This window comes from Reyranella sp. GW821-FHT14A01 (assembly GCF_058803965.1).
In genome coordinates this window covers 208063-232540 of sequence record NZ_JBXAPM010000009.1, presented here as the reverse complement: position 1 = coordinate 232540, position 24478 = coordinate 208063, and the positions used below count along the sequence as shown (strand labels likewise).

The following is a 24478-nucleotide window of genomic DNA, read 5'->3' as shown; positions in this document are numbered from 1 at the left end:
GGTTTTCGACCGCACGCCTTCCTCGTCCGCATGATCCCGAGCGGCAAGCCGTGGCGTGGACGCGCTGGGACGAACGCGCCGCGCGGCCGGACGACGCCTCGGGCGTCGCGCTGCTCGACGCTCTGTTCGGCAACAGCCCCTACCTGACGGAAACGGCGGTACAGAACCCGGTTTTTATGACCGATCTATGGCGTCGCGGCCCGGACGCCATCATGGCCGACCTGCTGGCCGAACTCGCCGTCGCGCGAAGCGACGCCCGTGCAGGCACCACGCCCACCGACATCGCGGCCACGCTTCGCCGCCTCAAGCGCCGGGTGGCGCTTGCCGTAGCGGTCGCCGACATCGCGGGCGCGTGGCCGCTCGACCGCATCACCGGCCATCTCAGCGACTTCGCGTCGGGCTGCCTCCGCGCCCTGACCGACTCGATCCTCCTCCAGCTCGAGCGCGACGGGCAGCTGGCGCTCGGCGGCAAGCCCGATGCGGCCGCCTTCACCGTGCTGGGCATGGGCAAGCTGGGGGCCGGGGAACTCAACTATTCGAGCGACATCGACCTCATCCTCTTCTACGACCGCGACGCCCCCGCGCTAGCCGGCAACGAGCAACTGTCGCGCCACTTCGTGCGCGCCGCACGGCTCCTGGTGCAGCTCATGTCGGAGACATCGGCCGACGGCTACATCTTCCGCACCGATCTCCGCCTCCGGCCCGATCCCGGCTCGACCCCGCTCGCCATGTCGGTCCAGGCCGCCGAACTCTACTACGAGAGCGTCGGCCAGAACTGGGAGCGGGCCGCCATGATCAAGGCGCATCCCGTGGCTGGAAACGAGGCCGTGGGCACGGCCTTCCTTGCCGACATGACGCCGTACATCTGGCGCAAGCACCTGGACTTCGCGGCGATCCACGACATCCATTCCATCAAGCGGCAGATCGACGCCCATCGCGGCGGCGGCACGATCAAGGTTCTGGGACACAATGTGAAACTCGGCCGCGGCGGCATCCGCGAGATCGAGTTCTTCGCCCAGACCCAGCAGCTCATCTTCGGCGGCCGCAATCCCACCCTCAGGCTGCGCGCCACCTGCCCGACGCTGCGGGCGCTCGCCGCGACCGGCCATATCACGAGCAAGGCCGCCGACGAGCTGATCGAGGCCTACGGCTTCCTGCGCCGCGTCGAGCATCGCCTTCAGATGATCGACGACCGGCAGACCCATTCGGTTCCGGCCGACGAGGCGGGCGTCGCCGCGCTCGCGACGTTCCTGGGCTACGACACGTCGATGGCGTTCCAGGAAGCGCTGCTGCAGACGTTGCGCCTGGTCGAGAGCCACTATGCCCATCTCTTCGAGGAGGCGCCGAGCCTCGCCGGTCCGGGCGGCAACCTGGTGTTCACCGGGACCGATGACGATCCCGGCACTTTGGAGACGCTGAAGTCGTTGGGCTTCCGCGATCCCTCGGCAGCGGCCGGCATCGTGCGGCGCTGGCATCACGGCCGCTTCCGCTCGACCGCAACGGCCCGCGCCCGCGAACTCCTGACCGAGTTGATGCCCGGCTTGCTGAAGGAACTGGGTGCAACGGCCGCGCCCGACCAGGCGCTGCTCAACTTCGACCTGTTCCTCAGCAACCTGCCGGCCGGCGTGCAGCTCTTCTCGCTGTTCAAGGCCAACCCCGCCCTGCTCGAGCTTCTGGCGACGATCATGGGCAGTGCGCCGGGCCTCGCCGCCCATCTCGCGCGCCGTACGCTGCTCCTCGATTCGGTGCTCTCGCCCGACTTCTACAGGCCGCTGCCGCCGGCCGAGGAAATGACGGCAGAACTCACGGCGCTGCTGGCCCGCGTCGACCACGAGCAGGATATCCTCGACCTGGCGCGCCGCTGGGCCAACGACCGCCGCTTCCAGGTGGGTGTCCAGCAGCTCAAGCGGATCGTGACGCCGGCCTGGGCGGGCCTCGCCTACTCCGACATCGCCGCCGCCACGATCTCCGCGCTCTGCGACAGGGTGGAACAGCGCTTCGCCGAGGCCTATGGCAGCTTCCACGGTCAGCGGCTGGCGGTCCTGGGGCTGGGCAAGCTCGGCAGCCGCGAGATGTCGGCGACGTCCGATCTCGACCTGATCTTCGTCTACGATATCCCGGCCGGCATGGAGGCGTCCGACGGGCCGCGTCCGCTGTCGCCCATCCAGTATTACACACGGCTCAGCCAGAAGATCGTGACGGCGCTGACCGCCCACACCAACGAAGGGGCGCTCTACGAAGTCGACATGCGCCTGCGGCCGTCGGGCCGCTCGGGCCCGCTCGCCAACTCGCTGGAAGGGTTCGAGACCTATCACGCGCAGTCGTCGTGGACGTGGGAGCACATGGCGCTGACGCGCATGCGCGTGATCCATGGGCCGCAGGCCCTGGTCGAACGCCTGACCGGCATCGTGAGGGCCACGCTCTGCCGCACGCGCGATCCCGAGACGCTGGTCCGCGACGTCGCCGACATGCGCGACCGCATCGCGCAGCATGCGCCGCCCAAGAGCCCGTGGGACTTCAAGCACCTGCCCGGCGGCCTGTTCGACATCGACTTCGTGGCCCAGTACCTCGCGCTCCGCCACGCCTGCCCGCACCCCGAGATCCTCGATCCGCATCCGGCCGAGATGCTGCGCCGGATGGCAGCGACGGGCCTGATCGACCAGGCCGATGCCGACCACCTGCGCGCCGCACGGACACTGCTGTCGGACGTCCAGAGCCTGCTCCGCCTCACCCTGAACGGCGACGAGGCCGCTTTCGACGAGACCAGGGCACCGGAGGGCCAGCAACGGCTGATCGCCGCCACGGAAGGCGCCGCCGATCTCGCCGACCTGCGGGCGCGGATCGAGACCGAATCGAAGACCGTGCGTGCTATATACGAGCGCATCGTGGAGGCGCCGGCCGTGGCTGCGGGCTGGCAAGCGAGGAGCAGGAAATGAGCGTCGTCGAAGGCAAGAAGGCCCCGGATTTCACCGCCGCGACCGATGGCAGCGGCAAGCTCAAACTGTCGGAGCTGCGCGGCAAGCCGGTGGTGCTCTATTTCTATCCCAAGGACGATACGCCGGGCTGCACGACCGAGGCCTGCGGCTTCCGTGACAGCGCCGCGGCCTTCAAGAAACTGAAGGCCCAGGTGGTCGGCGTCTCGAAGGACAGCGTCGCCCGCCACGACAAGTTCAAGGCCAAGTACGAGCTCAACTTCCCGCTCGTCTCCGACGAGGACGGCAAGGTCTGCGAGAAGTACGGGACCTGGATCGAGAAGAGCCTCTATGGCCGCAAGTACATGGGTATCGACCGCGCCACCTTCCTGATCGACGGCGAAGGCGTGGTCCGCAAGATCTGGCGCAAGGTCAAGGTCGCGGGCCACGTCGACGAAGTGCAGGAAGCGCTCAAGGCGCTTTAGCAGGCTGTTGAAACAAGTTTTTGAGAAGTACCGGCGAGCAACATCGATCCGTCAACGGCCATCGCGACACCTGATTCAGGGGCCGCCCCTTTCCGTTTCGTCTGATTCGTTTGTTTCGTTTGTCCGCCAAAACTCCGACTTTTGCTGTTGGTGTCACGCGGCTTTGCGGGCCAGGCTTTTAAGCGCCCGAATGGTCTCGCGCAGGCCCAACTGCAAGACCTTGTCGCGGCGGATCACGATCGCGAGCTTGCGATAGAGACGCGGTGAGAGTGGCCGCACCACGAGGTTGGTCCGATCGCCCGCCTCGCGCACGGCGACCGCCGGCAGGATGGCGCAGCCCAGTCCCGCCTCCACCAGGCGCTTGATCGCCTCGACACTGCCCAGTGCCATCTTGGGCTTGAGCTCGACGCCGCCGTTGAAAAACCACTGGTCGGCCACGACCCGCGTGTGGCCGCCGGGCTCGAACATGATCACCGGCAGGCGGGCCATGACCGCAGGCGTGACGCGTCGCGGCAGCACCACCCCTTCGCGCGCCGTCGCCGCCACGAACTCGTCGTCGAGCAAGGGCGTCACCTCGAGGCCGCGGCCGGCCGCCGGCAAGGTCACCAGCCCGATATCCAGCGCATTGTCCTGCACGCCCTTCACGATGTCCGACGTGTTGCCCGTGGCGATGGTGATCTCCAGCTCCGGCAGGCGGCGACGCAGGTCGCGCAGCAGCGGCGGCAGGCGGAAGATCGCGGCCGTGGCGCCGGTCCCGAGCCGCACCCGCCCGACCTCGCCGCTGGTGAACCGCGCCAGCCCCTCGAGCAGCGAGGCCACGGCGCCGTCGATCCGCGCGGCATGATCCAGCAGTTCGCTCCCGGCTGCGGTCGGCGTCGCGCGCCGTCCCACCCGCTCCAGCAGGCGCACGCCCAGCTTTTTCTCGAGCTGGCCGATCTGCTGGCTGATCGCCGGCTGGGTCAGGTTGAGATGCGACGCCGCGGCGGAAAACGACCCCAGCCGCACGACCTCGGTGAAGGCGCTGACGTGATCGAGGTTCAATCCGCGCATGGCAAATTTTCTCTTATGGTTTTCATAAGATAACAAGATTTCCCTTATGTCTCCACCGCTCGCAGATTGTGCCCATGTCGCATCGCAACGGGTTCGGAGGCATCGTCATGGAGATCGGTCGCTACATCGGCGGCTCGCCCTGGTCTCGGACCCGCCAGCGTGAGGCGCTGCGCAACCTGGACGACCGGCTGTTGTCGGACATCGGCCTGTCGCGCGAACAGGTGCTTTCAGGAGGAACGATGATGAGGACGGCCGTCGACGTTCGCGACGCCCGCGAAGGCGACATGCGCTTCATGCAGGAGATCTACGCGCACCATGTGCTGCATGGGCTGGCAAGCTTCGAGGAGGCCGCGCCCACGGTCGCCGAGATGATCGGCCGCCGCGCCGCCGTGCTGAAACTCGGCCTGCCCTATCTCGTGGCCGAGATGGACGGGCGCATCGTGGGCTACAGCTATGCCTCGCTGTACCGCCCGCGCCCGGCCTATCGCCACACGATCGAGGATTCGGTCTATGTCCGCGACGGGTTCGCGGGCCACGGTATCGGCCGCGAGCTGCTGTCGACCCTGATCAAGCGCTGCGAGAACGGCCCCTGGCGGCAGATGCTGGCCGTCATCGGCGACAGCGCCAACGCAGGCTCGATCGGCCTGCACGGCAGCCAGGGCTTCCGCCAGATCGGCAAGCTCGATGCCGTCGGTTTCAAGTTCGGCCGCTGGGTGGATTCGATCCTGATGCAGCGGCCCCTCGGCAAGGGCGATCTCGCCCTCCCCTGAGGTCTGGCGAGACTACTTCTTCGGCGACCAGCCGTAGATCTTCTGCAGCGAACCGCCCATCAGGGTCGCGCGGTCGCTGTCGGACAGGCGATCGGTGACGCGGAAGGAATCGACGCCCTCCTTGTAGGTGAGCAGCGCCACGGCGCGGGTCCAGTCGGTGCCCCACATGCAGCGATCCAGGCTGAAGGCGTCGAAGATGCGGCCCAACGGATCCCAGATGTCCTTGTAGGGGAATTTCTCGTGGCTGAGCGTGCAGGCGCCGGTGATCTTCACGACGACGTTCGGGTTCTTTGCCAGGTCCAGCAGCAGCGGCAGCTCGTGCCACGGATCCTTCGGCGCCGGCGGCGCCATCGGCTGCTCGAGGCCGAGATGGTCGATCACCAAGGTCGTGTTGGGATTGCGCTTGGCCAGTTCGCCGACCTGCGGCAGGCGGCCCCGCGCCATCAGGTTGACCGGCAGGTCGTGCTTGGCCGCCGCGGCCAGCACGCGGTTGATGCCCGGATCGGCCGCGTCGGTCGAAATCTCCGGCGTGAACATGATGCGGATGGCAACCGTGCCGTCCATCGCCGCCCAGTCCGCGATCGTGCCCTCGACCTTGGGATCGTTGGCGTTGACCGGCTTGATGACGCCGAACCGGCCGGGATGGGCCTTCTGGACGCCCACGGCATAGCTCTCGTCCCAGCGGTACATCGTATAGACCGAGACCAGCAGCGCGCCGTCGACACCGACGGAGTCCATCGCCTTGATCATGTCCTCGGCGGTGACTTCGGGCGGTCCTGCCAGCACTGCAGTCCACGGGCGGCCCGGATGATTGCGCTCGTAGCAGTGAACCTGGGCGTCGATCGTCGGCATGCGTTTCTCCCATACAATGCGCGGACGGTACCGCCGCCGCTGCGTTTGTCATGGGAATTCTGGGCCGCCGCCCACCATGCGATACAAGTTCCACATGGCGGAGAAGGCTCTGCTCCCTTACGAATCGGTTGCTCGATCCAACCCTCTTTCCCTCGGAGGACGTTGCAATGGCCGTCAAAGGCAAGCAGTCGATCGGACAGATCGGCATTACTCTCATCGTTCAGGACGTGGCCGCCGCGGCCGACTTCTATCGCGACGTGATCGGCGCCGAGGAGATTCGGCGCAGCTTCTCGCACAACCATGGCGAACCACCGGGACCGGAGCCGATTGGCGCCGAATTCTGGCTGGCAGGCGCGTGGTTGATCGTGACGAAGGAAAATCCGCGTTGGCGCGAAGCGCCCCGCGCCGACTGGCCGCGCTCGCCGATTTCGGCCGGAGCGTCTTCGGGATTCCTGATCGTCTACGTCGATAACGTGGACGATGTGTTCGCCCATGCGCTGGCAGCCGGTGCGACTTCACTGGCCAAGGAACAGGGTCCCGAGGAAACCTACTGGGGCGACAAGGTCGTCCGGATCATCGATCCCTTCGGGCATGGCTGGGTCATCCAGAGCCGGCTCGAGGATGTCGAGGAAGCCGACCTGGCCGCCCGCTTCGAGGCCCAGCGCGCGCGCATCCGCGCCAGCCGGGCGGCACAGCAGGCATGACCGTCGAAGCGGTGCGTGCGTTCCTGTCGACGCATGCTCCTGATCTCCAGGTTGTCGAGCTCGACGCCAGCACCGCGACGGTCGAAATGGCCGCCAAAGGCCATGGCGTCGCGCCGGCACAGATCGCCAAGACGCTGTCCCTGCGCATCAAGGACCGCAATCTGCTGATCGTGACCTCGGGCGATGCGCGGCTGAACAACCGCAAGATAAAGGACGTGCTGGGCGGCAAGCCGCGCATGCTGGGTCAGGAGGAGGTCGCGGCCCTCACCGGCCATCCGGTGGGCGGCGTCTGCCCGTTCGGCCTCGCAACGGCCCTTCCCATCTACTGCGACGTCTCGCTGAAGGCCTTCGAGGAAGTCGTGCCCGCCGCCGGCTCGACCAACTCGGCGGTGCGCATCGCGCCCGAGCGCATGGCGACCCTCGTGGATGCCGAATGGATCGACGTTTGCGACCGGCCCGGCGCTTCGTCGGAGCCCGCGTAGCCATGAGCTGGCGGGACATTCTTCGCGATCTGTTCGCGGCGCCGCCAACATCCGGGGGAAGCACTCGCTCGCGATCCAACCGGTTCGACCTGGGCGTTTGCCCCGGCTGTCGCGGCCTGCGCCTGATGGCCAGCCCACGCTGCCAGCACTGCGGCAGCACAGCCCATGTCACCGCCGACGCCTGACTGCGCTATCGTTCCGCCGCGTTGCGGCGGCCCTCCCTCTGAAAGTGGCTTCGACATGAAGGTTTTCAGCGCGATCGCCGTACAGGGTGTGGTCGAGGAGCTCGTGCCCGCGTTCGAGAAGGCTCATGGCTGCACGCTCGACTTCACCTGGGCCACGGCGCCGCTGCTCCTGAAGCGCCTGCAGGCCGGCGAAAAGGCCGACGCGCTGATCCTCAACCGCGCGGTCACCGACACGCTGCTCGCCTCGGGCGGGATCGTCGCCGGGTCCGATGTTGTGATCGCCAGCTCGACCACCGCTATCGCCGTGAAGGCGGGCGCGCCGAAGCCCGACATCTCCACGCCCGAGGCGCTGAAGCGCACGCTGCTGCAGGCTAGAGCGATCTCTTATACCGATCCGGCGGCCGGCGGTGCCAGCGGCATCTATTTCGCGAAGCTGCTGGAGCGGATGGGCATCGCGGACGAAATCAACGCCAAGACGAAGTTCCCGCCGCCTTCGGGTTACTCAGGCATGTTCCTGCCGACCGGCGAGGTCGACCTCGCCGTCCAGCAGGTGCCGGAACTGCTGCATGTTCCCGGCATCGAGATCGTCGGGCCCCTGCCCGGCGACCTGCACATGGTCACGGTGTTCGTGGCCGGCATTCCGTCGGACAGCACGCAGCCCGCACTGGCGAAGGCCCTGATCGAAAGCCTTCGCACGCAAGAGGCAAAGGCGCTCTTTCGCGCCAAAGGCCTCGAACCAGGCTAGGCCTTCGCGACCTTCTGCTCCTCCAACCGATCGGTGGCCGGCGGCGGCGTGCGCGACAGGGCGGCCATTTCGGCGTGAAGCTCCGGCGTCATGGCGACGTTCACCGAATCCAGGGAAGCCTTGAGCTGGTCGAGGTTGCGCGCGCCGATGATGGGCGCGGTGATCGCGGGATTCGCGCCGACCCACGCGATGGCCGCGCTAACCGGATGCAGGCCCTTCTGCTTGCAGAGCGCCACGTACTTCTCGGCGGTCTCGAAGGCCCATTCCTCGCCGTAGCGCGCCTCGTACATCTTGTTGGTCTTGAGACGTCCCGAGGCCTCGCCGGAATACTTGCCCGACAGGAGCCCGGCGGCGGCCGGGCTGTAGGGAATGACGCCGATGCCGTTGGCCGCCGCCATCGGCAGCAGTTCGACCTCAGCCTGGCGCTTCACCAGGTTGTACATGGGCTGGATGACCTGCAGGCGCGCCCAGTTGTTGCGCTCCTGGATGTCGACCGCGCGCTGGGTCTGCCAGGCCGACCAGTTGCTGACCGCCGGGTAGATCACCTTGCCCGAGCGCACGAGGTCCTCGAGGCCGCGCATCATCTCGTCGATCGGCGTCACGGCGTCGTAGCGATGGAGGAACAGCACGTCGATGCGGTCGGTCTGCAGGCGGCGCAGGCTCGCCTCGACGGCCTGGACGACGTGACGGCGATTGGCGCCGCCGGCATTCACGTCAGGACCGGTCTTGTTGAAGCACTTGGTGGTGATCACCAGCTCGTCGCGATGATCCTTCGCCAGCCGGCCGAGGATCTCTTCGGACCTGCCCTTATTATATTCGTTGGCCGTATCGAAGAAATTGATGCCGGCGTCGCGCACCGCCTTGTACATCGAAGCCGAGGTGGCCTCGTCGGCGTCGCCGCCGAAGGACATGGTGCCGAAGCAGAGTTGCGAGACGTGGATGCCGGTACGGCCGAGGAGCTTGGTTTTCATGCCGAGCCTTCTAGCACGGCGCGATACGGTTCTGCAGCCACCATGGAAAACCGTCCGGCTTCACTTTATGAGAAGCCCGACGACTTGCAGCAGGATGTGTTGTGGCGAGAAAGACAATCAGCAAGAAGCCGAAACCCGCGGCGCCGAAGCGCCGGAAGGCGAGCCGTCCCAACCTGCCGGAACGCATTCTCGACGTCGCCGAGGAATTGTTCGGAAGGGTCGGCTACGGCGGCGCCACCACCCGCGCCATCGCCAGCCGCGCCCGCGTGAATGTCGGCCAGCTCCATTACTATTTCGAGTCAAAGCGCGCGATCTTCGAGGCGGTCGTGGCCCGGCACGGCACCGAGGTCACGGAACGGCGGCGCCAGCTCCTGCAGGAGGCTGAGGCCCGCTATCCGCGCGGCGTCGTCCCGCTCGACGTGCTGGTCGATGCGCTGGTCCGTCCCCTGCTGATGGCCGAGCCACGCGCCAATGGACGGCGGCGTGCCTCGATGCAGATGCATGCGCGCCTCTTCACCGATCCCGACGACACCGCGAGCGTCGTGCGCGCCGACATCTACGACGAGACCAATGCACTCTATGTCGAGGCCATCCAGCGCGCCCTGCCGAAGGTCCCGGCCAAAACGCTCTACTGGCGCTACTACTTCATGATGGGCGCCTACGTCTGGACCCTGCTGCAGCCCGGCCGCCTGGAATCGATCTCCCAGGGCAACTGCGATCCCGCGGACATGGAAACCGCCATCCGCGAGATCGTGCCCTTCGTTTGCGCCGGCCTCGCCGCGCCGGTCGAGGGTTAAAGCCTCATTGGAGCGCGCAACTCCAGTTGCGCTCATGTCTTGGCAACCGATGAAGTATGAGCGCCACTGGAGTGGCGCGCTCCATTGCTACGCCGTCTTCAAGCGGCTCTTCAGGCGGCAGCGGCATTTGTCGAACTGGTGGAGTTCCACCATGTTGCCGCACGGATCGTTGAGGAAGAGCTGTTCGGCATCAGGCCCCGTCGCGCCCTTGAGAGACCAGTAGTTCGCGCCGAGGCGATCGAGTTCGGCCTTGGTCTCGACGATGTTTTCGACGGCCAGCGCCACATGCGGCGAAGTCGGGTCCTTGCCCGGCCCCTGAGCGAAGCGCGAGGGCACGTCGCCGCCGATCAGGTGGATCTGGCCGACATCACCGATGTTGATCCACATGCCGGGAATGCCCGGGATCTCCGGACGGCCGGTGTCGTGCTCCAGGCCGAGCACGCCGGTGTAGAAGTTCTTGAGGTCTTCGACCGTCTTGTCGCCGGCGTCGATGCGCACGCCGTGGTGATGGATCTCGAGCACCTTGATGGCCATCGTCTGCTCCTCCCGTGAGCTGTTCTGTTGGTTGGGAGTATCGCCGACAGCAGGTCAATCGATCAACAAATTAGGTCACTTGACCTGAACGCGTGACACAAGCATCGTGACGACAAGGAACAAGCGCTGAGGCGCCGGGAGGAAATTCGATATGCGGACCAAGCGGGCCGCCGACTGGACACCGTCGGCGACGTTGCCCAGCACGCCCGTCTCGTTCACGGGCGTCACCTATGCGGAGATGCTCGACCGTGCGCGCGCACTCGTGCCGACGATTGCCGCCCGCGCCGAAGCCTGCGAGAAGCTGCGCCGCCTGCCCGACGACACCGAGCGCGACCTGCACCGCACCGGCCTCTTCCGCATGGTCCAGCCGGCAAGGGTCGGCGGCGCCGACCTCGATGTCGGCATCCTGGTCGACACCTGCGCGGAGATCGCGCGCGTCTGTCCGTCGACCGCCTGGAACCTCGGCAATCTCGGCAGCCATCACTGGATGCTGGGCTACTTCCATCCCGAGGCGCAGGACGAGATCTGGGACGCCTCGCCCGACGTGCTGATCGCCACCTCGCTCATCTTCCCGGCCGGCCGCGGTCGCAAGGTCGAGGGCGGCTACGAGGTTACGGGGCGCTGGCCGCTCTCCTCCGGCATCGACAATTCCGACTGGAACATGCTGGGCTTCATGGTGCGGGAGCGCGACGACGGTCCGCCTGTCGACCAGCGTTTTGCCCTGATCCATCGCTCGCAGTACGAGATCATCGACACTTGGCATGCCGTCGGCCTCTCGGGCACCGGCTCGAAGGACGTAGCGGTCAAGAACCTCTTCGTGCCGGACATCCGCACGATCTCGGCCTGGTCGATGAACGGCAAGCCGCACCCCGGCTCGGCGGTCAACACCTCGCCCCTGTTCCGCCTGCCCATGCTGGCGCTCGGCCCCTACGTCCTGTCGGGCGTGATGCTGGGCTGCGCGCAGGGCGCCTACGAGACGGTCGTCGGTGCCGCTCGCAAGCGCAACGCGACGACGACGGGCCAACCGTTCGGTGCCAGCCAGGCGGTCCAGATCAAGGTCGCCGAGGCCAGCGTCCGCATCGATACGGCGGAGGTCATGATGAAGCGCGCCTGCGAGCATGCAATGGCGGTGGCCCGGTCGGGCGCCGACCCGACGCACGAGGACAAGCTGCGCTACCGGCGTGACGCCTTCTTCTCGGCCCGGCTCTGTCTCGAGGCCGTCGACATATTGATGGGTATCGCGGGATCGAGCGGCCTCTATCTCAGCGGCTCGATGCAGCGTCTGTTCCGCGATGCGCATGCTGCCAACGCACACGTCATGTTCTCGACCGACATTCAGGGTGCATTGTTCGGACAACACGCGCTCGGCATGGCCGGGCCGCCGCCGCTGCTCTGACAGTGGCGGCCATAAAGAAGCTCAATGAGTGGGAGGAAGAAAAATGTCAGTCAAATCGTTCATCGCAAAGTTAGCCGGCGCCACGGCGCTGGTCGGACTGTCGGCACTCAGCGTCCAGGCGCAGACCTCGGGTGAGCCGGTCAAGATCGGCGCCATCGTTTCCGTCACCGGCGCGGGTGCCGGCCTCGGCGTGCCCGAGCGCAACGGCCTGCTGCTGGCCGAGAAGGACATCAACGCCAAGGGCGGCATCAAGGGCCGACCGATCAAGATCATCGTCGAGGACGACGCGTCCAATCCCGACACCGCGCTCAGCAAGGCCAACGACCTGATCTTCGGTCAGAAGGTCCAGGCGCTGCTCGGCCCCTCCCTCACCGCCAGCACCGTCGCCGTCGGCGGCGTGACGCATGCCAACAAGATCCCGCAGATCGCCTTCACCGGCATCGGCCCGGCGGTCGAGCGCGAGCGCAAGTGCCTGGCCCACGTGCTGCCGCCGCAGCGCCTGAACGCCACCGCGCTGCTCGAATATGCCAAGAGCATCAAGGCGACCAAGATCGGCGTGCTGCATGATGCCGGCTACGGCAACGTCGTGATGGCCGAGCTGCGGCCGCTCGCCGACAAGTACGGCGTCAAGCTGGTCGCGGTCGAGAAGTTCGAGATCGGCGCCACCGACACGACGACCCAGGCGGCCAAGGTGAAGGCGTCCCAGCCCGACGCGGTGTTCATCATCGCCACCTCGGCGACGCCGTTCCGCAACGTCAAGCAGATCCAGATCACCCAGCCGGTGGTCGCCGCGATCGGCTCCTCGTCCTACGAGTACGTGAACGCGATGGGACCGGCCGCCGACAATATCGTCATCCCCGAATTCCTGGTCGGCGAGGATCCGCTGCCGCACCAGAAGGCTTTCGTCGAGCTCTACAAGACGGCCTACAATTCGACGCCGAAGAACTACGAGGCGGCGGCCTGGGATGCGGCGCAGATCATCGCCGCGGCCCTCAACAAGGCCGGCGCCGACGCCACGGGCGAGAAGCTCTGCGAGGCCATGAAGGCGCCCTATACCGGCGTGCTGGCCAACTACGACTTTTCGGCCGACGACATGACCGGCATTCCGCTCTCGAGCTTCATCTTCTCGAAGCTGGTCGGCGGCAAGTACACGCGCACGCCGTTCCGCGTCACGCAGTAGCGACCCTCAGCGGCGCAGGTCTCCTCGCGAGCCCTGCGCCGCGCCTTCTTTTGCGCGGAAGCATCTCTTCATGACATTGAGCCTGGTCCTTCAGGCCCTCTTCGCGGGCGTGACGAACGGTATCGTCTACGCGCTCGTCGGCATGGGCCTGTCCGCCATCTTCAAGGGCAGCCGCGTGATCAACGCCATGCAGGGCGAGTTCGCCGTGATCGGCGCCATGACCACGGTGCTGCTGCTCACCAAGGCTGGCTGGCCCTATACGGCGGCCATTGCCGGCGGTGCGATCTCGGGCGCCCTGGTCGGTGCATTCATCGAGGTCGCCTTCGTCCGTTACATGGCCAAGAAGAATGCGAGCGAGGACAGCTTCCTGCTGCTCACCATCGGCCTCGCCCTCTCCCTCTCGGCCAGCATTCTCTATTTCGTCGGCCGCGACGGTCATCTCCTGCCGCCGCTGGGCGGCGAAGGCGTGCTGATCGTCATGGATGCGGTCATCCAGTTCCACGCGCTGTGGCTGATCGCCATCGGCATCGGCGCCACGCTGGCGCTGCGCGCCTTCTATCACCGCACCACGATCGGCCTGTCGATGATGGCGGCCTCGATCGACGCGGACGGTGCCGCCACCACCGGCATTAACGCCGGCCGCATGCGCACCTACACCTTCGTACTGGGCGGTGTGCTGGGGGCGCTAGGCGGCATTCTCGTGACTCCACTGATTTCCGTCGACTACACGCTCGGCCTCAACCTAACGCTCAAGGGCTTCGCCGCCGCCGTGCTGGGCGGGCTCACCAACCCGCTGGGCGCCGCCGTGGGCGGCATCACCCTGGGGCTGGTCGAGTCGCTGGCCATCATCGGCATCTCGTCGAGCTACAAGGACGTCGTCGCCTTCTCCGTGCTCATCATCATCATGATCCTGATGCCGCAGGGCATCCTCGGCCGCGCCGGCCGGCGGGGAGGCTGAGCGCATGAACTCCCGCACCCTCCTCTGGCTGGTCCCCTGCCTCATCGTCTGGGCCGTCCTGCCCTTTATCGTGCCGCGCAATATCGCCGACCTGCTGGTCTTCACCGGCATCTACACGGTCGCCGGCCTCGGCATCGGCCTGCTGCTCGGCCATTGCGGCATCGTCAACCTGGCGCAGGCGACCTTCTACGGGCTCGGCGCCTATGCCAGTGCCTACTGCACGGTGATGATGGGCCTGCCCAGCATCGTGGGCTTCGTGGTCGGCGCCGTGGTCAGCATGGCGCTGGCCTATGTGATCGGCCGGCCCATCCTGCGCCTCACCGGCTATTTCCTCGCACTCGGCACGCTGGCGCTCAGTGCCATCGCCAGCGCCCTGTTCTTCGAATGGGACTGGCTGACCGGCGGCACGCTGGGCATCGGCGGCATCCCCAAGCTCGACCTGTTCGGCTTCCTGCTCGACCGGCCCTCGCGCTACTACTTCTTCGTCTGGATCGTGGCCTTCGCCTGCATGGCGGTGGCGCACAATCTGGTCGACAGCCGCACCGGCCTGATGCTGCGCTCCATGCGCGATTCCAGCACCGCCGCCGCCGCCCTCTCGATCGATCTCCAGGCCCTGCGCACCAAGGTCTTCGTCGTCTGCGCGCTGTTCGGCAGCCTGGCCGGCAGCCTGTTCGCCCACCACGTTTCCTTCGTCAGCACGCAGAGCTTCACCGTCGACCGGTCCATCAGCTTCCTGCTGATTCCGGTGATCGGCGGCGCGACCTCGATCCCGGGCATTGTAGTCGGCGCGCTGTTCGTGACCTTCCTGCCCGAACTGCTGAGCAAGCTGGGCGACATCCACGGGATCCTGTTCGGCCTCGCCCTCGTGGCCGTCGTCGTCCTGATGCCGGAGGGCCTCGTCGGCGCGTTCAGCAAGCTGCGGACCCGACTCGCCAAGCGGGGCAGCGGCAATGGCTGAGCCCCTTCTCGCCCTCAAGGAGGTCGGCCATTCGTTCGGCGGCCTCTCCGTCCTGCGCTCCGTCACCTTCGACGTTCCCGAGGGCGGCATCATCGGCCTGATCGGGCCCAACGGTTCGGGCAAGACCACGCTGTTCAACATCGTGACCGGCTATATCCGCCCCCTGGCCGGCACCGTCAGCTATCGCGGCGTGACGCTGGGCCGCGACACGATCCAGCAGCGCGGCCTGCGCGGCCTCGTCCGCACCTTCCAGACGCCGCAGGTTTTCGAGCAGATGACCGTGCTGGAGAACGTCATGGTCGGCTGCACCAAGCTCACGAAGACGACCATGCTGCAGGACCTGTTGCGCACCCCGGCCGCGCGCGGCCAGATGCGCGAGATCCGCGAACGCGCCGAGGCAGCCTGCGAGCGGTTCAGTCTCACGGCGCTGCGCGACCTGCCGGCCGCCAGCCTCACCGCCGGCCAGCGCCGCATCCTCGAGATCGCCCGCGCCGTGGTCGGCGAGCCGCGCCTGCTGTTGCTCGACGAGCCCTCCTCCGGCCTCAACGTCCAGGAGATCGACGACCTGCGCGACTGGATCGTGCGGCTGAACGAGGAAGGCATCACCGTCCTGCTGGTGTCGCACGACATGGGCCTGATGACCGTGGCCCGCACCGTGCACACGCTCTATTTCGGCGAGATCATCGCCAGCGGCGACATGGCCGCCATCCAGCGCGACCCCAGGGTCCGCGAAGTCTATCTCGGGGTCTGAGCCGTGCTGGAAGTGACCTCCGTCTCCGCCGGCTACGGCGCGCTCACCGTCCTGCGCGACGTGTCCCTCAAGGTGGGCGACGGCGAGGCCGTGGCCCTGGTCGGCGCCAACGGCGCGGGCAAGACCACCCTCGTCCGCACCGTCTGCGGCCTGCTGCGCGCCCGTGGCGGCCGCATCGTGAAGAACGGCACCGACATCACTGCCACGCCGGCGCATGACCTCGCCCAGCACGGGCTCGCCGTCGTGCTGGAGAACCGCCGGCTGTTCGGCGAGTTGTCGGTGCGTGAGAACCTGATCCTGGCCGAAACGGTCGGCCGCAAGGTGCGCGGCGCCAACATGCGTTTCTCATGGGACGAGGTGACGGCGCTCTTCCCCGTGGTGAAGGAGCGGCTCGCCTCCCCCGTCGAGCTGCTGAGCGGCGGCCAGCAACAGATGGTGGCGATCGCCCGCGCGCTGCTGCTGCAGCCCGACCTGCTGATCATGGACGAGCCCTCGACCGGCCTTGCGCCCAAGGTCGTGAAGGACATCCTGCTGGTCATCAAGGCGCTGCGCGAACGCGGCATGGGCCTGCTGCTGATCGAGCAGAATGTCGGAATCGCCTCGGAGATCACCGACCGCGCCTATGTCATGTCGGTCGGCAGCATCGTCCACGAGATCGGTCCCGGCGAATGGCAATCCTTCCTCACCGACGAACGGCTGGTGAAGGCCTATCTCGGCTGACACGGTCGCGCTAGGCTCCCCCAAAACAACCGGGGGAAACAGCGTGCAGGACGAAGCTTCCTACGATTTCATCGTGACCGGCGCGGGCTCCGCCGGTTGCGCCGTCGCCGGCCGGCTCAGCGAGGACGGCCGCTTCTCGGTCCTCCTGCTCGAGGCCGGGCCGCGCGACACCTATCCGTGGATCCATGTGCCGCTCGGCTATCACAAGACCTTCAACAATCCGAAGGTCAACTGGATGTTCGACAGCGAGCCAGAGGCCGAGCTCAACAACCGCATCATGTACCAGCCGCGCGGCAAGGTGCTGGGCGGCACCAGCTCGATCAACGGCATGGTCTATATGCGCGGCAATGCGGCCGACTACGACGAATGGCGCCAGCGCGGCTGCGAGGGCTGGGACTATGCGTCCGTCCTGCCCTACTTCAAGCGCGCCGAGGACCAGGAGCGCGGCGCCGACGAGTTCCACGGCACCGGCGGTCCGCTCAAGGTGCAGGACCATCGCTGGCAGCCGACCTTGGCGCGCGCGATGCACGAAGCTGCCGTGCAGGCCGGCATTCCCGCCAATCCCGACTTCAACGGCGCCACGCAGGACGGCGTCGGGTACTACCAGACCACCATCAACCGGGCGCGCCGCTGGTCTTCCGCCCGCGCCTATCTCGGTGCAGCCAAGGGTCGGCGCAATCTCACGATCGCCACGTCAGCGCACGCCACCAGGGTGCTGATCGGGAACGGCCGTGCCACCGGCATCGAATACCGCACGCCCGGAGGCCTCGTGCGCGCTCGCGCGAAACGCGAGGTCATTGTCTCGGGCGGCGTCTACGGCTCGCCGCAGCTCCTGATGCTGTCGGGCGTCGGTCCGGCCGATCACCTGAAGCAGCACGGCATCGAGGTCGTGCGCGACATGCCGGGCGTCGGCAGCCATCTGCACGATCATTTCAACACCTACGTCGCCTATCGCTGCAGCCAGCCCGTCACCATGAACGATCTGACGCTCAGCCTGCCGCGTCGCTTGATGGCCGCCGCGCAGTACGCGTTCGGCCGTACCGGCCCGCTGGCCAGCATGGGCCTGTTCGTCGGCGCGCTGGTACGGAGCGACAAGCGCCTGGAGCGTCCCGACCTGCAGATCAACATGTTCGCCTGGGCGATCAAGGACCGGAACAAAAATGGCGTCATTCCGCAGCCCTTCTCGGCCTTTGGCCTCAGCCCCGTGCATCTCACGCCCTCGGGCCGCGGCACGGTGCGGCTGAAGTCCGCCGATCCTTTTGCGGCGCCGGAGATCAAGTTCAACTTCCTGAAGAACGCCTCGGACTTCGACGCCCTGCTGCACGGCATGCGGATCTGCCGCGAGATCGCCAGCCAGCCGGCGCTGAAGCCCTTTATCATGGAAGAAATCCTGCCCGGCGCCGGCATCACCAGCGACGCCGACCTCAAGGCCGACATCCGCGCCCGCGGCGTCTCGAACCTCCACCCGGTCGGCACCTGCCGCATGGGCCGCGAGGTCGACGCCGTGGTCGACCCGCAGCTCCGGGTCCATGGCATCGCCGGCCTGCGCGTCGCAGACGCCTCGATCATGCCGTCCATCGTCGCCGGCAACACCAACGCGCCCGCCATCATGATCGGCGAGAAGTGCGCCGACATGGTGCGTGCGGCTGCAACGGGCTGAGCTCGGCGACCTACTTCCGACGGATCGCCGGATTGAGAGACACGGCTCCACCCGCGACGCCGCCGGCATCGTAGGCATCTGGCGATATGAAACGCCCCGGCCCCGCCTCGACGGTACGCAGTTTCAGGCCGAGCTTTTCAAGCTCGGTATCGACCACGGCAGCCTTGAGCACGACCAGCCCCCGGCCGCTGCTCTGGATCACGCCATCGCGCTCGGCCTTCATCGCCACCAGCCGGTCGGCGATGGACGCGCACATGCCCAGCGTGAAGGAGGCATTCGCGAGATGTCGCTCCTGGTGCCGGAAGCGCTTGTACTCGGCCGAGACCTTGTAGCGACCCAGCTCGGCGCGGACCGCGCCGTCGATCAGCTCGGTCAGGTAATGCGCCACTTCGACGTCGGCCGGCAGGCCGAAGAAGACGTAACGCGCCTCGCCGGCTGCGTTCTTCTCGCGCCAGACGCGGCAATCGCAGAAAGCCGCGATGGCGCCGATGCATTCGTCGATCGGGATGCGCTTCTTGAGATGGGTCTCGTAAATCCGCTCCTCGCACTGCGTCTCCCGGATCTCGATATCGGTGAGCGACAGCTCATAGCGGTCGAGCAGCTCGGCCACCTTGGCTGCCGCCGCCAGCGCCTCGCCCTCGGTGCAGCCATTGTCGATGGTCTTGGCCCGCAGCGCCTGGATGCGAGCCCTGAGCTTGTCGAACTCCAACGTCACGGTCGTACGGCCGTTGTCGCGTGCTTCTTGCGGAAATGCCGGTACAGCGCGAAGGCGACGCCGATCGCCAGGCCCGGCAGCGCCGAGGCGATGGCGAGGGACGCAATCCCCATCTCGCAGCCGCCGGAATCGCCCGGCGTGCCGCAGCCAGAGTCCAAACTGTATGCCAGGGCGAGAGCCGTGATCCCGACCACGATGGGCGTCAGGAGAAACCCAAGCAGACCGAAGCCGATAATTTTTGCGATGAGGCCAAACATGGTTCGGCAGTATACGCCTCTCAGACCTTGATATCCGCCTTCCTGACGATCTCGCCGAACGACACCCGCTCGCGTTCGATCGTCGCCTGGAAGGTCTTCGTGTCCTGGAAGCTCGAATAGTTGCCGCTGGTCACCAGCTTCTCGTTCAGCGCCGGGTCCTTGACGGCCTCGCCGATCGCTGCGGACATCTTGTCGATCGCGGCCTGCGGCGTGCCCCTGGCCGCCAGGATGCCGTACCAGGCATCACCGCCGATCTTGCCGAGGCCCTGCTCCTTCAGGGTCGGCACGTCCGGCTTGCCAGGCCAGCGCTTCTCGCCGAGCACGGCGAAGCACTTCAGGCGGCCGGCCGCGATGTGCGGCAAGGTGGTCGGATCGAACTGCACCTGGATCTGGCCCGACAGCAGGTCGTTGGTCGCCGGCGCGCTTCCCTTGTAGGGCACATGCACCATCTTCACGCCGGCCTCGATGTTGAAGATCTCGCCATAGAGCTGGGTGATGGTGGCGAGGCCCGCCGAACCGAAATTGACTTTGCCGGGATTGGCCTTGGCGTAGGCGATGAACTCCTGGAGGTTGTTGGCCGGAACCTGCGGGTTGATGCCCATGCCCATCCACGAGGTCGCGGTACGCGCCACCGCCACGAGGTCCCTGGACGTATCGTAGGGCAGCGGCTGCAGGTGCTCGGTGATGCAGACCATCGCCGTGGTCGTGGTCAGGAAGGTGTAGCCGTCGGCCGGCGCGCTCTTGATCACATGCTCGGCGCCGATCGCGCCGCTGGCACCGGCCTTGTTGTCGAACAGGATGCTCTGTCCCAGCACCGCGCCGGCGCGCTCCAGCACGATGCGCGTGGTGACGTCCGATGGGCCGCCGGGCGGATAGGGAATGACGACGCGGATCTGCCTGTTGGGCCAGTCGTTCTGCGCCGACACGATGGTTGGCGCCGCAACAAGGCCTGCGGCCGTGCCGCCGAGAAAAAGACGCCGTCCGACCTTCGCCGGATTCTTCCTGCGGTTGTCCATGGTCGTTTGCCCTCCCAGGCACTTGTTTTGCGGGAAGGCTACACCAAACCTCAGGAAAGGCCAGCCGGCGGCTCCTCGCCGTTGCGTTCGAACGTGAACCGGTCACGGATGTGCTGGTTGAAGAACTCACCCTTCGAGAAGGCTGCCTTCATCGCGTCGTAGGTCTCTTCCGGCACGCCGAGATAGGTGTAGCGGCGGCGCGACTGGAAGACGATGTCGAGCGCTCGCCGCCGGCGGTCGTAACGGTAGGAGCGGATGACGGTCGAGGGCATGACTGGGTAACGCCGGAGCCCCGCGCAGGATGCTCGTGGCTGCGCCTAACGCTGCAGGCTGACCCGCCGCCACAGGCCGAACAGGCCGACTCCGAGCGCCAGGGTCGCGCCGATCAGGAAGCCGGTGCTGTAGCCACCGGTCAGCGATAGTGCCGCGCTGAACAAGAGCGGCAAAGTCAGCGCGCCGGCATCGCCGAACGCCAGCACGGCGCCCGTCGTGGCGCCGATGCGGCCGACGGGCGACAGGCGAGCGACCTCGGCCAGCAGCACGCCATGCCAGCTCACACCCGTCACGCTCAACGCCGTGGCGATCAGCGCCGCGGCCCAGGTCGGCCACGCCGGATCGATCGAAGCCGTGAGAACGGCGGCGCCCGCCATGCCGATGCCGAGGAAGGCCAGCAGCGTCGCCGGCGGCACGAAGCGCGAGGCGAGCCAGCCCCAGCCGATGCGCGCCGGCACCGCCACGACGATGGCGATGGCGAAGACCTGGCCGGCGCGCTCGAGGTCGTAACCCAGGCCGCGCACCAGATAGAGCACGAAGAAGCCGGTGAAGAGCGACTGCAGGCCGACGAAGCTGAACATCGCGACGCACAGGATGCGCAGCGCCGGGTCGCGTAGCACGCCCACGACATTGGCCCGGATATCGGCCGGCGACAGCGGCTGGGCCGGATTGCGGTCGACGTCGAAGCCCGCGCGCAGCGGCTGCAGCGCCAGTACGATGAGGATGCTGATAAGCGCGATGACCAGCAGCGCCATCCGCCAGCCAGCTTCGACCACAAGCGCCGGCGCCACGACGCCGGCCAGCATCAATCCTACCGGCACGCCGCACTGCTTGATCGAGAAGACCAGCGGCGCCAGGTTCCGGGGTGCCAGCCGGCCGAGCAGATGCGAACTCGACGGTGTCGAGACCGCCTGCCCCAGCCCGCCGATGAAGGCGCCGGCCGCGATGAGCGGCAACCAGCCCGCCGTCGTGATGGCGAGACCGATGCCAAGCGCCGCCATGCCGACCTGGGTCATGCGCACCGCGCCGTAACGCAGGATGAAGCCGCCGCAGCCCAGGGTCGTGAGGAAGGCCGCGACCGAGCCGATGGCGAGATAGACGCCGACCAGCGCCGCCTCGATGCCGAGATCGACCACGATGGCCGCCGCGATCAGCGGCACCGTGGACCGTCCCAGGGTTGCGAAGGTCTGCTGCACCGTCATGGCGCCGAGCGCGACGTAGAGTGGACTGGCGATGAGGCGGCTCCGATGAGGCTTTCGTCAGAGTGCCGCCGCACGCTTAGAATGCAAACAGATTGTCGCGGAAATGCGCGTGCGCGTACGCAGTGCGAACCAGGCCACGCTTTTGTAATTCAGGCACGAGTCCGTCCGTAATCTCGGCGACATAACGACGGCTGATCGGGCCGCTGAACATGAAGCCGTCGCCGCCCACCTGCTCCATCGCTTCTTCCATCACGTCGGCGACGTGCTGAACTGTTCCGACCACGGGATGCTCGAAGCCGAAGCTGTAATTGCTCGCCACTTCGCGCAAGGTACGGCCCTGCGCCAGGAAGCGCTTCAAGGTGCCCTGCTGGCCGTTGGTCTTGAGCTCGGCCAGCGGCGCGTCGAGATCGAAGGTCGAGAAGTCGATGTCCGTCAGGCTGCCCATCATGGCCAGCGTGATCTCCGGCGCGGCCTCACGCTGGGCCTGCCGGCGGCGGACGCGTTCCTGCGCTTCTTCGTTGCTCTCGCCCAGGGTCGGCGAAACGACGAACAGGACCTTGCAGCTTTCGGGATCTCGGCCCAGTGCCGAGAGACGCGCACGCATATCGTCGCGAAACGCCTTCATCTCCGCGACCGTGCCGAGGGCCGCGATCACGATGTCCATGTGACGGGCGGCGAAGGCCTTGCCCTGCGGCGAGCCGCCGGCCTGGACCAGCACCGGCCGTCCCTGCGGCGGTTGCGCGGTGTTGAGCGGCCCGCGCGAGGAGAAGAAGCGCCCCTTGAAGTCGACGGCGTGCACCTTCGTGGGATCGACGAAAGTGCCCGACTTCTCGTCCATGACGACCGCATCGGCATCCCACGACGACCAGAGCTTCGTCGTCAGTTCGACGAACTCGTCGGCCATCTCGTAGCGCAGGTCGTGTTCGAGATGCGCGTCGAGGCCGAAATTCTGCGCCGCGCGCTCCGCCGTCGAGGTCACGAAGTTGCAGCCGACACGGCCCTTGGACATCAGGTCCAGGGTCGCGATCAGGCGCGCCAGCAGGAACGGCGGATAGAAGCTGGTCGAGATGGTCGGCACGATGCCGAGATGCTTCGTCGCCTGCGCGATCAGCGGCACCAGCGGCAGCGGATCGTTCTTCGGCGCGCGCAGGGCCCGCTTGAGATAGAAATCCATCGAGCTGCCGTAGTTGTCCGGGACGAACAGCGAGTCCTCGAGCAGCAGGCAGTCGAAGCAGGCGCGCTCCAGCGCCTTTGCGAGTTCGACGTGAAGATCAGGCTGCGCCCACTCGCGCGCATCGATGCCCGACCAGGGCTGGTTCCAGCCGTGCACGCCGAAACTGTTGCCGAGAAACCAGCCGAGATGGAACCGCGACGCCAAGCACTTTCCTCCGCCTTCGATCCCGGCGGAGATGCAATCGACGGACCAGCCTGACGAAGAAAGGAACCATGGAGCGCGCCACTCCAGTGGCGCTCATCTCCTACTTATCGACGAAGCTTGAGCGCCGCTGGAGTGGCGCGCTCCAATGAGGCCGAATTAACCCTACGCCTCGACCTTCGCGGTCATGTCGACGGTGCGCGCCTTGTGGGCGTAGAGGTCGATCTTGGCCCACATGCGGGCGAGCGCGACCTCGTCGGCTTCTTTCTCCGTGTCGTACGGCCCGTGCCAGGCGATCGTATCCCGCACCGGCCTGTTCCAGTTGGCCTTGCGATCCTCGATCTCGTACTCGGCTTCGAAAACGAACCACATGCCCGGCCCCCTACTCTTTTACGCGGCTTCCTTGTCGTTGCCCTCGCCCACACGGGCGGCCAGCGACGCGGCCATGAATTCGTCGAGGTCGCCGTCGAGCACCTTCTGCGGGTCGGAGCGCTCCACGTTGGTGCGCAGGTCCTTCACCATCTGGTAGGGCTGCAGCACGTAGGAGCGGATCTGGTGGCCCCAGCCGATGTCGGTCTTGCTGGCCTCGGCCTCGAGCCGCTCGGCCTCGCGCTTCTGCAGCTCGACCTCGTAGAGGCGCGCCTTCAGCATCTGGATCGCCTTGGCGCGGTTCTGGTGCTGCGAGCGCTCCTGCTGCACGGCGACGGCGATGCCGGTCGGCAGATGGGTGATGCGCACCGCCGAATCGGTCTTGTTGACGTGCTGGCCGCCCGCGCCCGAGGCGCGATAGGTGTCGACCCGCAGATCCTTGTCGATCAGCTCGATCTCGATGTTGTCGTCGACCTCGGGATAGACCCAGACCGAGGCGAACGAGGTCTGGCGCCGCGCATTGCCGTCGAACGGCGAGATGCGCACCAGCCGGTGCACGCCGCTCTCGGTCTTCAGCCAGCCATAGGCGTTGGGACCCTCGACCTTGTAGGCGCACGACTTGATGCCGGCTTCTTCACCGGCGCTCTCTTCCAGCCAGCTCACCTTGAAGCCGCGGCGCTCGGCCCAGCGCGTGTACATGCGCGCCAGCATCTCGGCCCAGTCCTGGGCCTCGGTGCCGCCGGCGCCGGCATTGATCTCGATATAGGCGTTGTTGCCGTCGGCCTCGCCCGACAGCAGCGTCTCCAGCCGCGCCGCCTTGGCCTCGGCCGTGGCCTCGCGCAGCGCCTTCTCGCATTCGGCGATGGTGGCTTCGTCCTTCTCGGCCTCGGCCATCTCGATCAAGCCGACATTGTCGTCGACCGCCGCGCGCAGGCGCTTGATCGCACCGATCGCTGCTTCGAGCTTGGTGCGCTCGCGCATCACCTTCTCGGCTTCCTTCGGATCGTTCCACAGCGCCGGATCCTCGGCGCGCGCGTTCAGCTCATCGAGACGTACGACCGCACGGTCGTAGTCAAAGACGCCTCCTGAGGAGTTCGAGCGACTCCTCGATCTCGTTCACCATTGCCTGTGCTTCGGCGCGCATCACAAATCCGTTTCGAA

Annotated in this window: 26 protein-coding genes; 14 read left to right on the top strand and 12 right to left on the bottom strand. The window is 66.8% G+C overall.

Annotated elements, in window-relative coordinates; all coding sequences use genetic code 11:
* Positions 1–50: 50 nt before the first annotated feature.
* Positions 51–2936 (top strand): bifunctional [glutamine synthetase] adenylyltransferase/[glutamine synthetase]-adenylyl-L-tyrosine phosphorylase, encoded by a 2886-nt coding sequence (locus AC1ROX_RS17680; RefSeq protein WP_493127462.1) that lies wholly within the window; start codon positions 51–53, stop codon positions 2934–2936.
* Positions 2933–3397, top strand: a complete 465-nt coding sequence (bcp, locus tag AC1ROX_RS17675) for a thioredoxin-dependent thiol peroxidase (protein WP_493127460.1) — start codon at positions 2933–2935, stop codon at positions 3395–3397. The genes AC1ROX_RS17680 and bcp overlap by 4 nt, the downstream gene beginning before the upstream one ends.
* Before the next feature lie 153 nt (positions 3398–3550).
* Here the strand turns inward: bcp and AC1ROX_RS17670 are convergent, their stop codons facing one another.
* Positions 3551–4447 carry a LysR family transcriptional regulator gene (locus tag AC1ROX_RS17670; protein ID WP_493127457.1) on the bottom strand — a complete coding sequence of 299 codons (897 nt, stop codon included), beginning with the start codon at positions 4445–4447 and terminating at the stop codon, positions 3551–3553.
* Between the two features lie 74 nt (positions 4448–4521).
* Here AC1ROX_RS17670 and AC1ROX_RS17665 point away from each other — a divergent pair, with 74 nt between their 5' ends.
* On the top strand, positions 4522–5217 hold the full coding sequence (locus AC1ROX_RS17665) for a GNAT family N-acetyltransferase (RefSeq protein WP_493127456.1): 696 nt from the start codon (positions 4522–4524) through the stop codon (positions 5215–5217).
* Positions 5218–5229: 12 nt separating this feature from the next.
* Here AC1ROX_RS17665 and AC1ROX_RS17660 read toward each other — a convergent pair whose 3' ends face one another.
* A complete protein-coding gene (locus tag AC1ROX_RS17660; protein WP_493127454.1) occupies positions 5230–6069 on the bottom strand; it encodes an amidohydrolase family protein in 840 nt (279 codons plus the stop codon).
* A gap of 167 nt (positions 6070–6236) precedes the next feature.
* Here AC1ROX_RS17660 and AC1ROX_RS17655 point away from each other — a divergent pair, with 167 nt between their 5' ends.
* The 3 genes from AC1ROX_RS17655 (at position 6237) to AC1ROX_RS17645 (ending at position 8185) form a co-directional block, all read left to right on the top strand.
* The gene (locus tag AC1ROX_RS17655; protein ID WP_493127452.1) at positions 6237–6773 is read left to right on the top strand and encodes a VOC family protein; all 537 of its coding nucleotides are present in this window, start codon (positions 6237–6239) and stop codon (positions 6771–6773) included.
* Positions 6770–7255 carry a YbaK/EbsC family protein gene (locus AC1ROX_RS17650; RefSeq protein ID WP_493127450.1) on the top strand — a complete coding sequence of 162 codons (486 nt, stop codon included), beginning with the start codon at positions 6770–6772 and terminating at the stop codon, positions 7253–7255. Before AC1ROX_RS17655 ends, AC1ROX_RS17650 begins: the two co-directional genes overlap by 4 nt.
* A gap of 240 nt (positions 7256–7495) precedes the next feature.
* Complete coding sequence (locus AC1ROX_RS17645) at positions 7496–8185, top strand: substrate-binding domain-containing protein (RefSeq protein ID WP_493127448.1); 690 nt, start codon at positions 7496–7498, stop codon at positions 8183–8185.
* Here the strand turns inward: AC1ROX_RS17645 and AC1ROX_RS17640 are convergent.
* A complete protein-coding gene (locus AC1ROX_RS17640; protein WP_493127446.1) occupies positions 8182–9156 on the bottom strand; it encodes an aldo/keto reductase in 975 nt (324 codons plus the stop codon). The genes AC1ROX_RS17645 and AC1ROX_RS17640 overlap by 4 nt on opposite strands.
* 101 nt (positions 9157–9257) lie before the next feature.
* Here AC1ROX_RS17640 and AC1ROX_RS17635 point away from each other — a divergent pair, with 101 nt between their 5' ends.
* The gene (locus tag AC1ROX_RS17635; protein WP_493127444.1) at positions 9258–9953 is read left to right on the top strand and encodes a TetR/AcrR family transcriptional regulator; all 696 of its coding nucleotides are present in this window, start codon (positions 9258–9260) and stop codon (positions 9951–9953) included.
* An 87-nt stretch (positions 9954–10040) separates the two neighbouring features.
* On the opposite strand, the gene AC1ROX_RS17630 is transcribed toward AC1ROX_RS17635, so the two are convergent.
* Positions 10041–10487: a VOC family protein gene (locus tag AC1ROX_RS17630; protein WP_493127442.1), complete on the bottom strand. Its 447-nt coding sequence runs from the start codon at positions 10485–10487 to the stop codon at positions 10041–10043.
* 151 nt (positions 10488–10638) lie between these two features.
* On the opposite strand from AC1ROX_RS17630, the gene AC1ROX_RS17625 reads away from it, so the two are divergent.
* From AC1ROX_RS17625 to AC1ROX_RS17595, 7 genes are all read left to right on the top strand, one after another.
* The gene (locus tag AC1ROX_RS17625; protein WP_493127440.1) at positions 10639–11883 is read left to right on the top strand and encodes an acyl-CoA dehydrogenase family protein; all 1245 of its coding nucleotides are present in this window, start codon (positions 10639–10641) and stop codon (positions 11881–11883) included.
* Positions 11884–11926: 43 nt separating this feature from the next.
* On the top strand, positions 11927–13063 hold the full coding sequence (locus tag AC1ROX_RS17620) for an ABC transporter substrate-binding protein (protein ID WP_493127438.1): 1137 nt from the start codon (positions 11927–11929) through the stop codon (positions 13061–13063).
* Positions 13064–13133: 70 nt separating this feature from the next.
* Positions 13134–14021, top strand: a complete 888-nt coding sequence (locus AC1ROX_RS17615; RefSeq protein ID WP_493127436.1) for a branched-chain amino acid ABC transporter permease — start codon at positions 13134–13136, stop codon at positions 14019–14021.
* 4 nt (positions 14022–14025) lie between these two features.
* Positions 14026–14979 (top strand): branched-chain amino acid ABC transporter permease, encoded by a 954-nt coding sequence (locus AC1ROX_RS17610; RefSeq protein WP_493127434.1) that lies wholly within the window; start codon positions 14026–14028, stop codon positions 14977–14979.
* Positions 14972–15730, top strand: a complete 759-nt coding sequence (locus tag AC1ROX_RS17605; protein WP_493127431.1) for an ABC transporter ATP-binding protein — start codon at positions 14972–14974, stop codon at positions 15728–15730. Before AC1ROX_RS17610 ends, AC1ROX_RS17605 begins: the two co-directional genes overlap by 8 nt.
* 3 nt (positions 15731–15733) lie before the next feature.
* The gene (locus AC1ROX_RS17600; RefSeq protein WP_493127429.1) at positions 15734–16450 is read left to right on the top strand and encodes an ABC transporter ATP-binding protein; all 717 of its coding nucleotides are present in this window, start codon (positions 15734–15736) and stop codon (positions 16448–16450) included.
* 43 nt (positions 16451–16493) lie between these two features.
* Entirely contained in the window at positions 16494–18110 is a 1617-nt protein-coding gene (locus AC1ROX_RS17595; RefSeq protein ID WP_493127427.1) for a GMC family oxidoreductase, read from the top strand.
* A 10-nt stretch (positions 18111–18120) separates the two neighbouring features.
* On the opposite strand, the gene AC1ROX_RS17590 is transcribed toward AC1ROX_RS17595, so the two are convergent.
* The 8 genes from AC1ROX_RS17590 to prfB all read right to left on the bottom strand — a co-directional run bounded on the left by AC1ROX_RS17590 (position 18121) and on the right by prfB (position 24461).
* The gene (locus tag AC1ROX_RS17590; protein ID WP_493127425.1) at positions 18121–18825 is read right to left on the bottom strand and encodes a DUF7168 domain-containing protein; all 705 of its coding nucleotides are present in this window, start codon (positions 18823–18825) and stop codon (positions 18121–18123) included.
* Positions 18822–19082 (bottom strand): hypothetical protein, encoded by a 261-nt coding sequence (locus AC1ROX_RS17585; protein ID WP_493127423.1) that lies wholly within the window; start codon positions 19080–19082, stop codon positions 18822–18824. The genes AC1ROX_RS17590 and AC1ROX_RS17585 overlap by 4 nt, the downstream gene beginning before the upstream one ends.
* 20 nt (positions 19083–19102) lie before the next feature.
* A complete protein-coding gene (locus AC1ROX_RS17580) occupies positions 19103–20098 on the bottom strand; it encodes a Bug family tripartite tricarboxylate transporter substrate binding protein (RefSeq protein WP_493127421.1) in 996 nt (331 codons plus the stop codon).
* Positions 20099–20148: 50 nt separating this feature from the next.
* On the bottom strand, positions 20149–20370 hold the full coding sequence (locus AC1ROX_RS17575) for a KTSC domain-containing protein (RefSeq protein ID WP_493127419.1): 222 nt from the start codon (positions 20368–20370) through the stop codon (positions 20149–20151).
* 45 nt (positions 20371–20415) lie between these two features.
* Entirely contained in the window at positions 20416–21573 is a 1158-nt protein-coding gene (locus tag AC1ROX_RS17570; protein WP_493127418.1) for an MFS transporter, read from the bottom strand.
* Between the two features lie 76 nt (positions 21574–21649).
* A complete protein-coding gene (locus AC1ROX_RS17565; protein ID WP_493127416.1) occupies positions 21650–22951 on the bottom strand; it encodes an NtaA/DmoA family FMN-dependent monooxygenase in 1302 nt (433 codons plus the stop codon).
* Positions 22952–23113: 162 nt separating this feature from the next.
* Positions 23114–23320 (bottom strand): hypothetical protein, encoded by a 207-nt coding sequence (locus AC1ROX_RS17560; protein WP_493127415.1) that lies wholly within the window; start codon positions 23318–23320, stop codon positions 23114–23116.
* Positions 23321–23338: 18 nt separating this feature from the next.
* A protein-coding gene (prfB, locus tag AC1ROX_RS17555) for a peptide chain release factor 2 (RefSeq protein WP_493127413.1) occupies positions 23339–24461 on the bottom strand; the annotation gives its coding sequence in 2 pieces (ribosomal slippage) (positions 23339–24391 and positions 24393–24461; 1122 coding nt in all).
* Positions 24462–24478 lie beyond the last annotated feature (17 nt).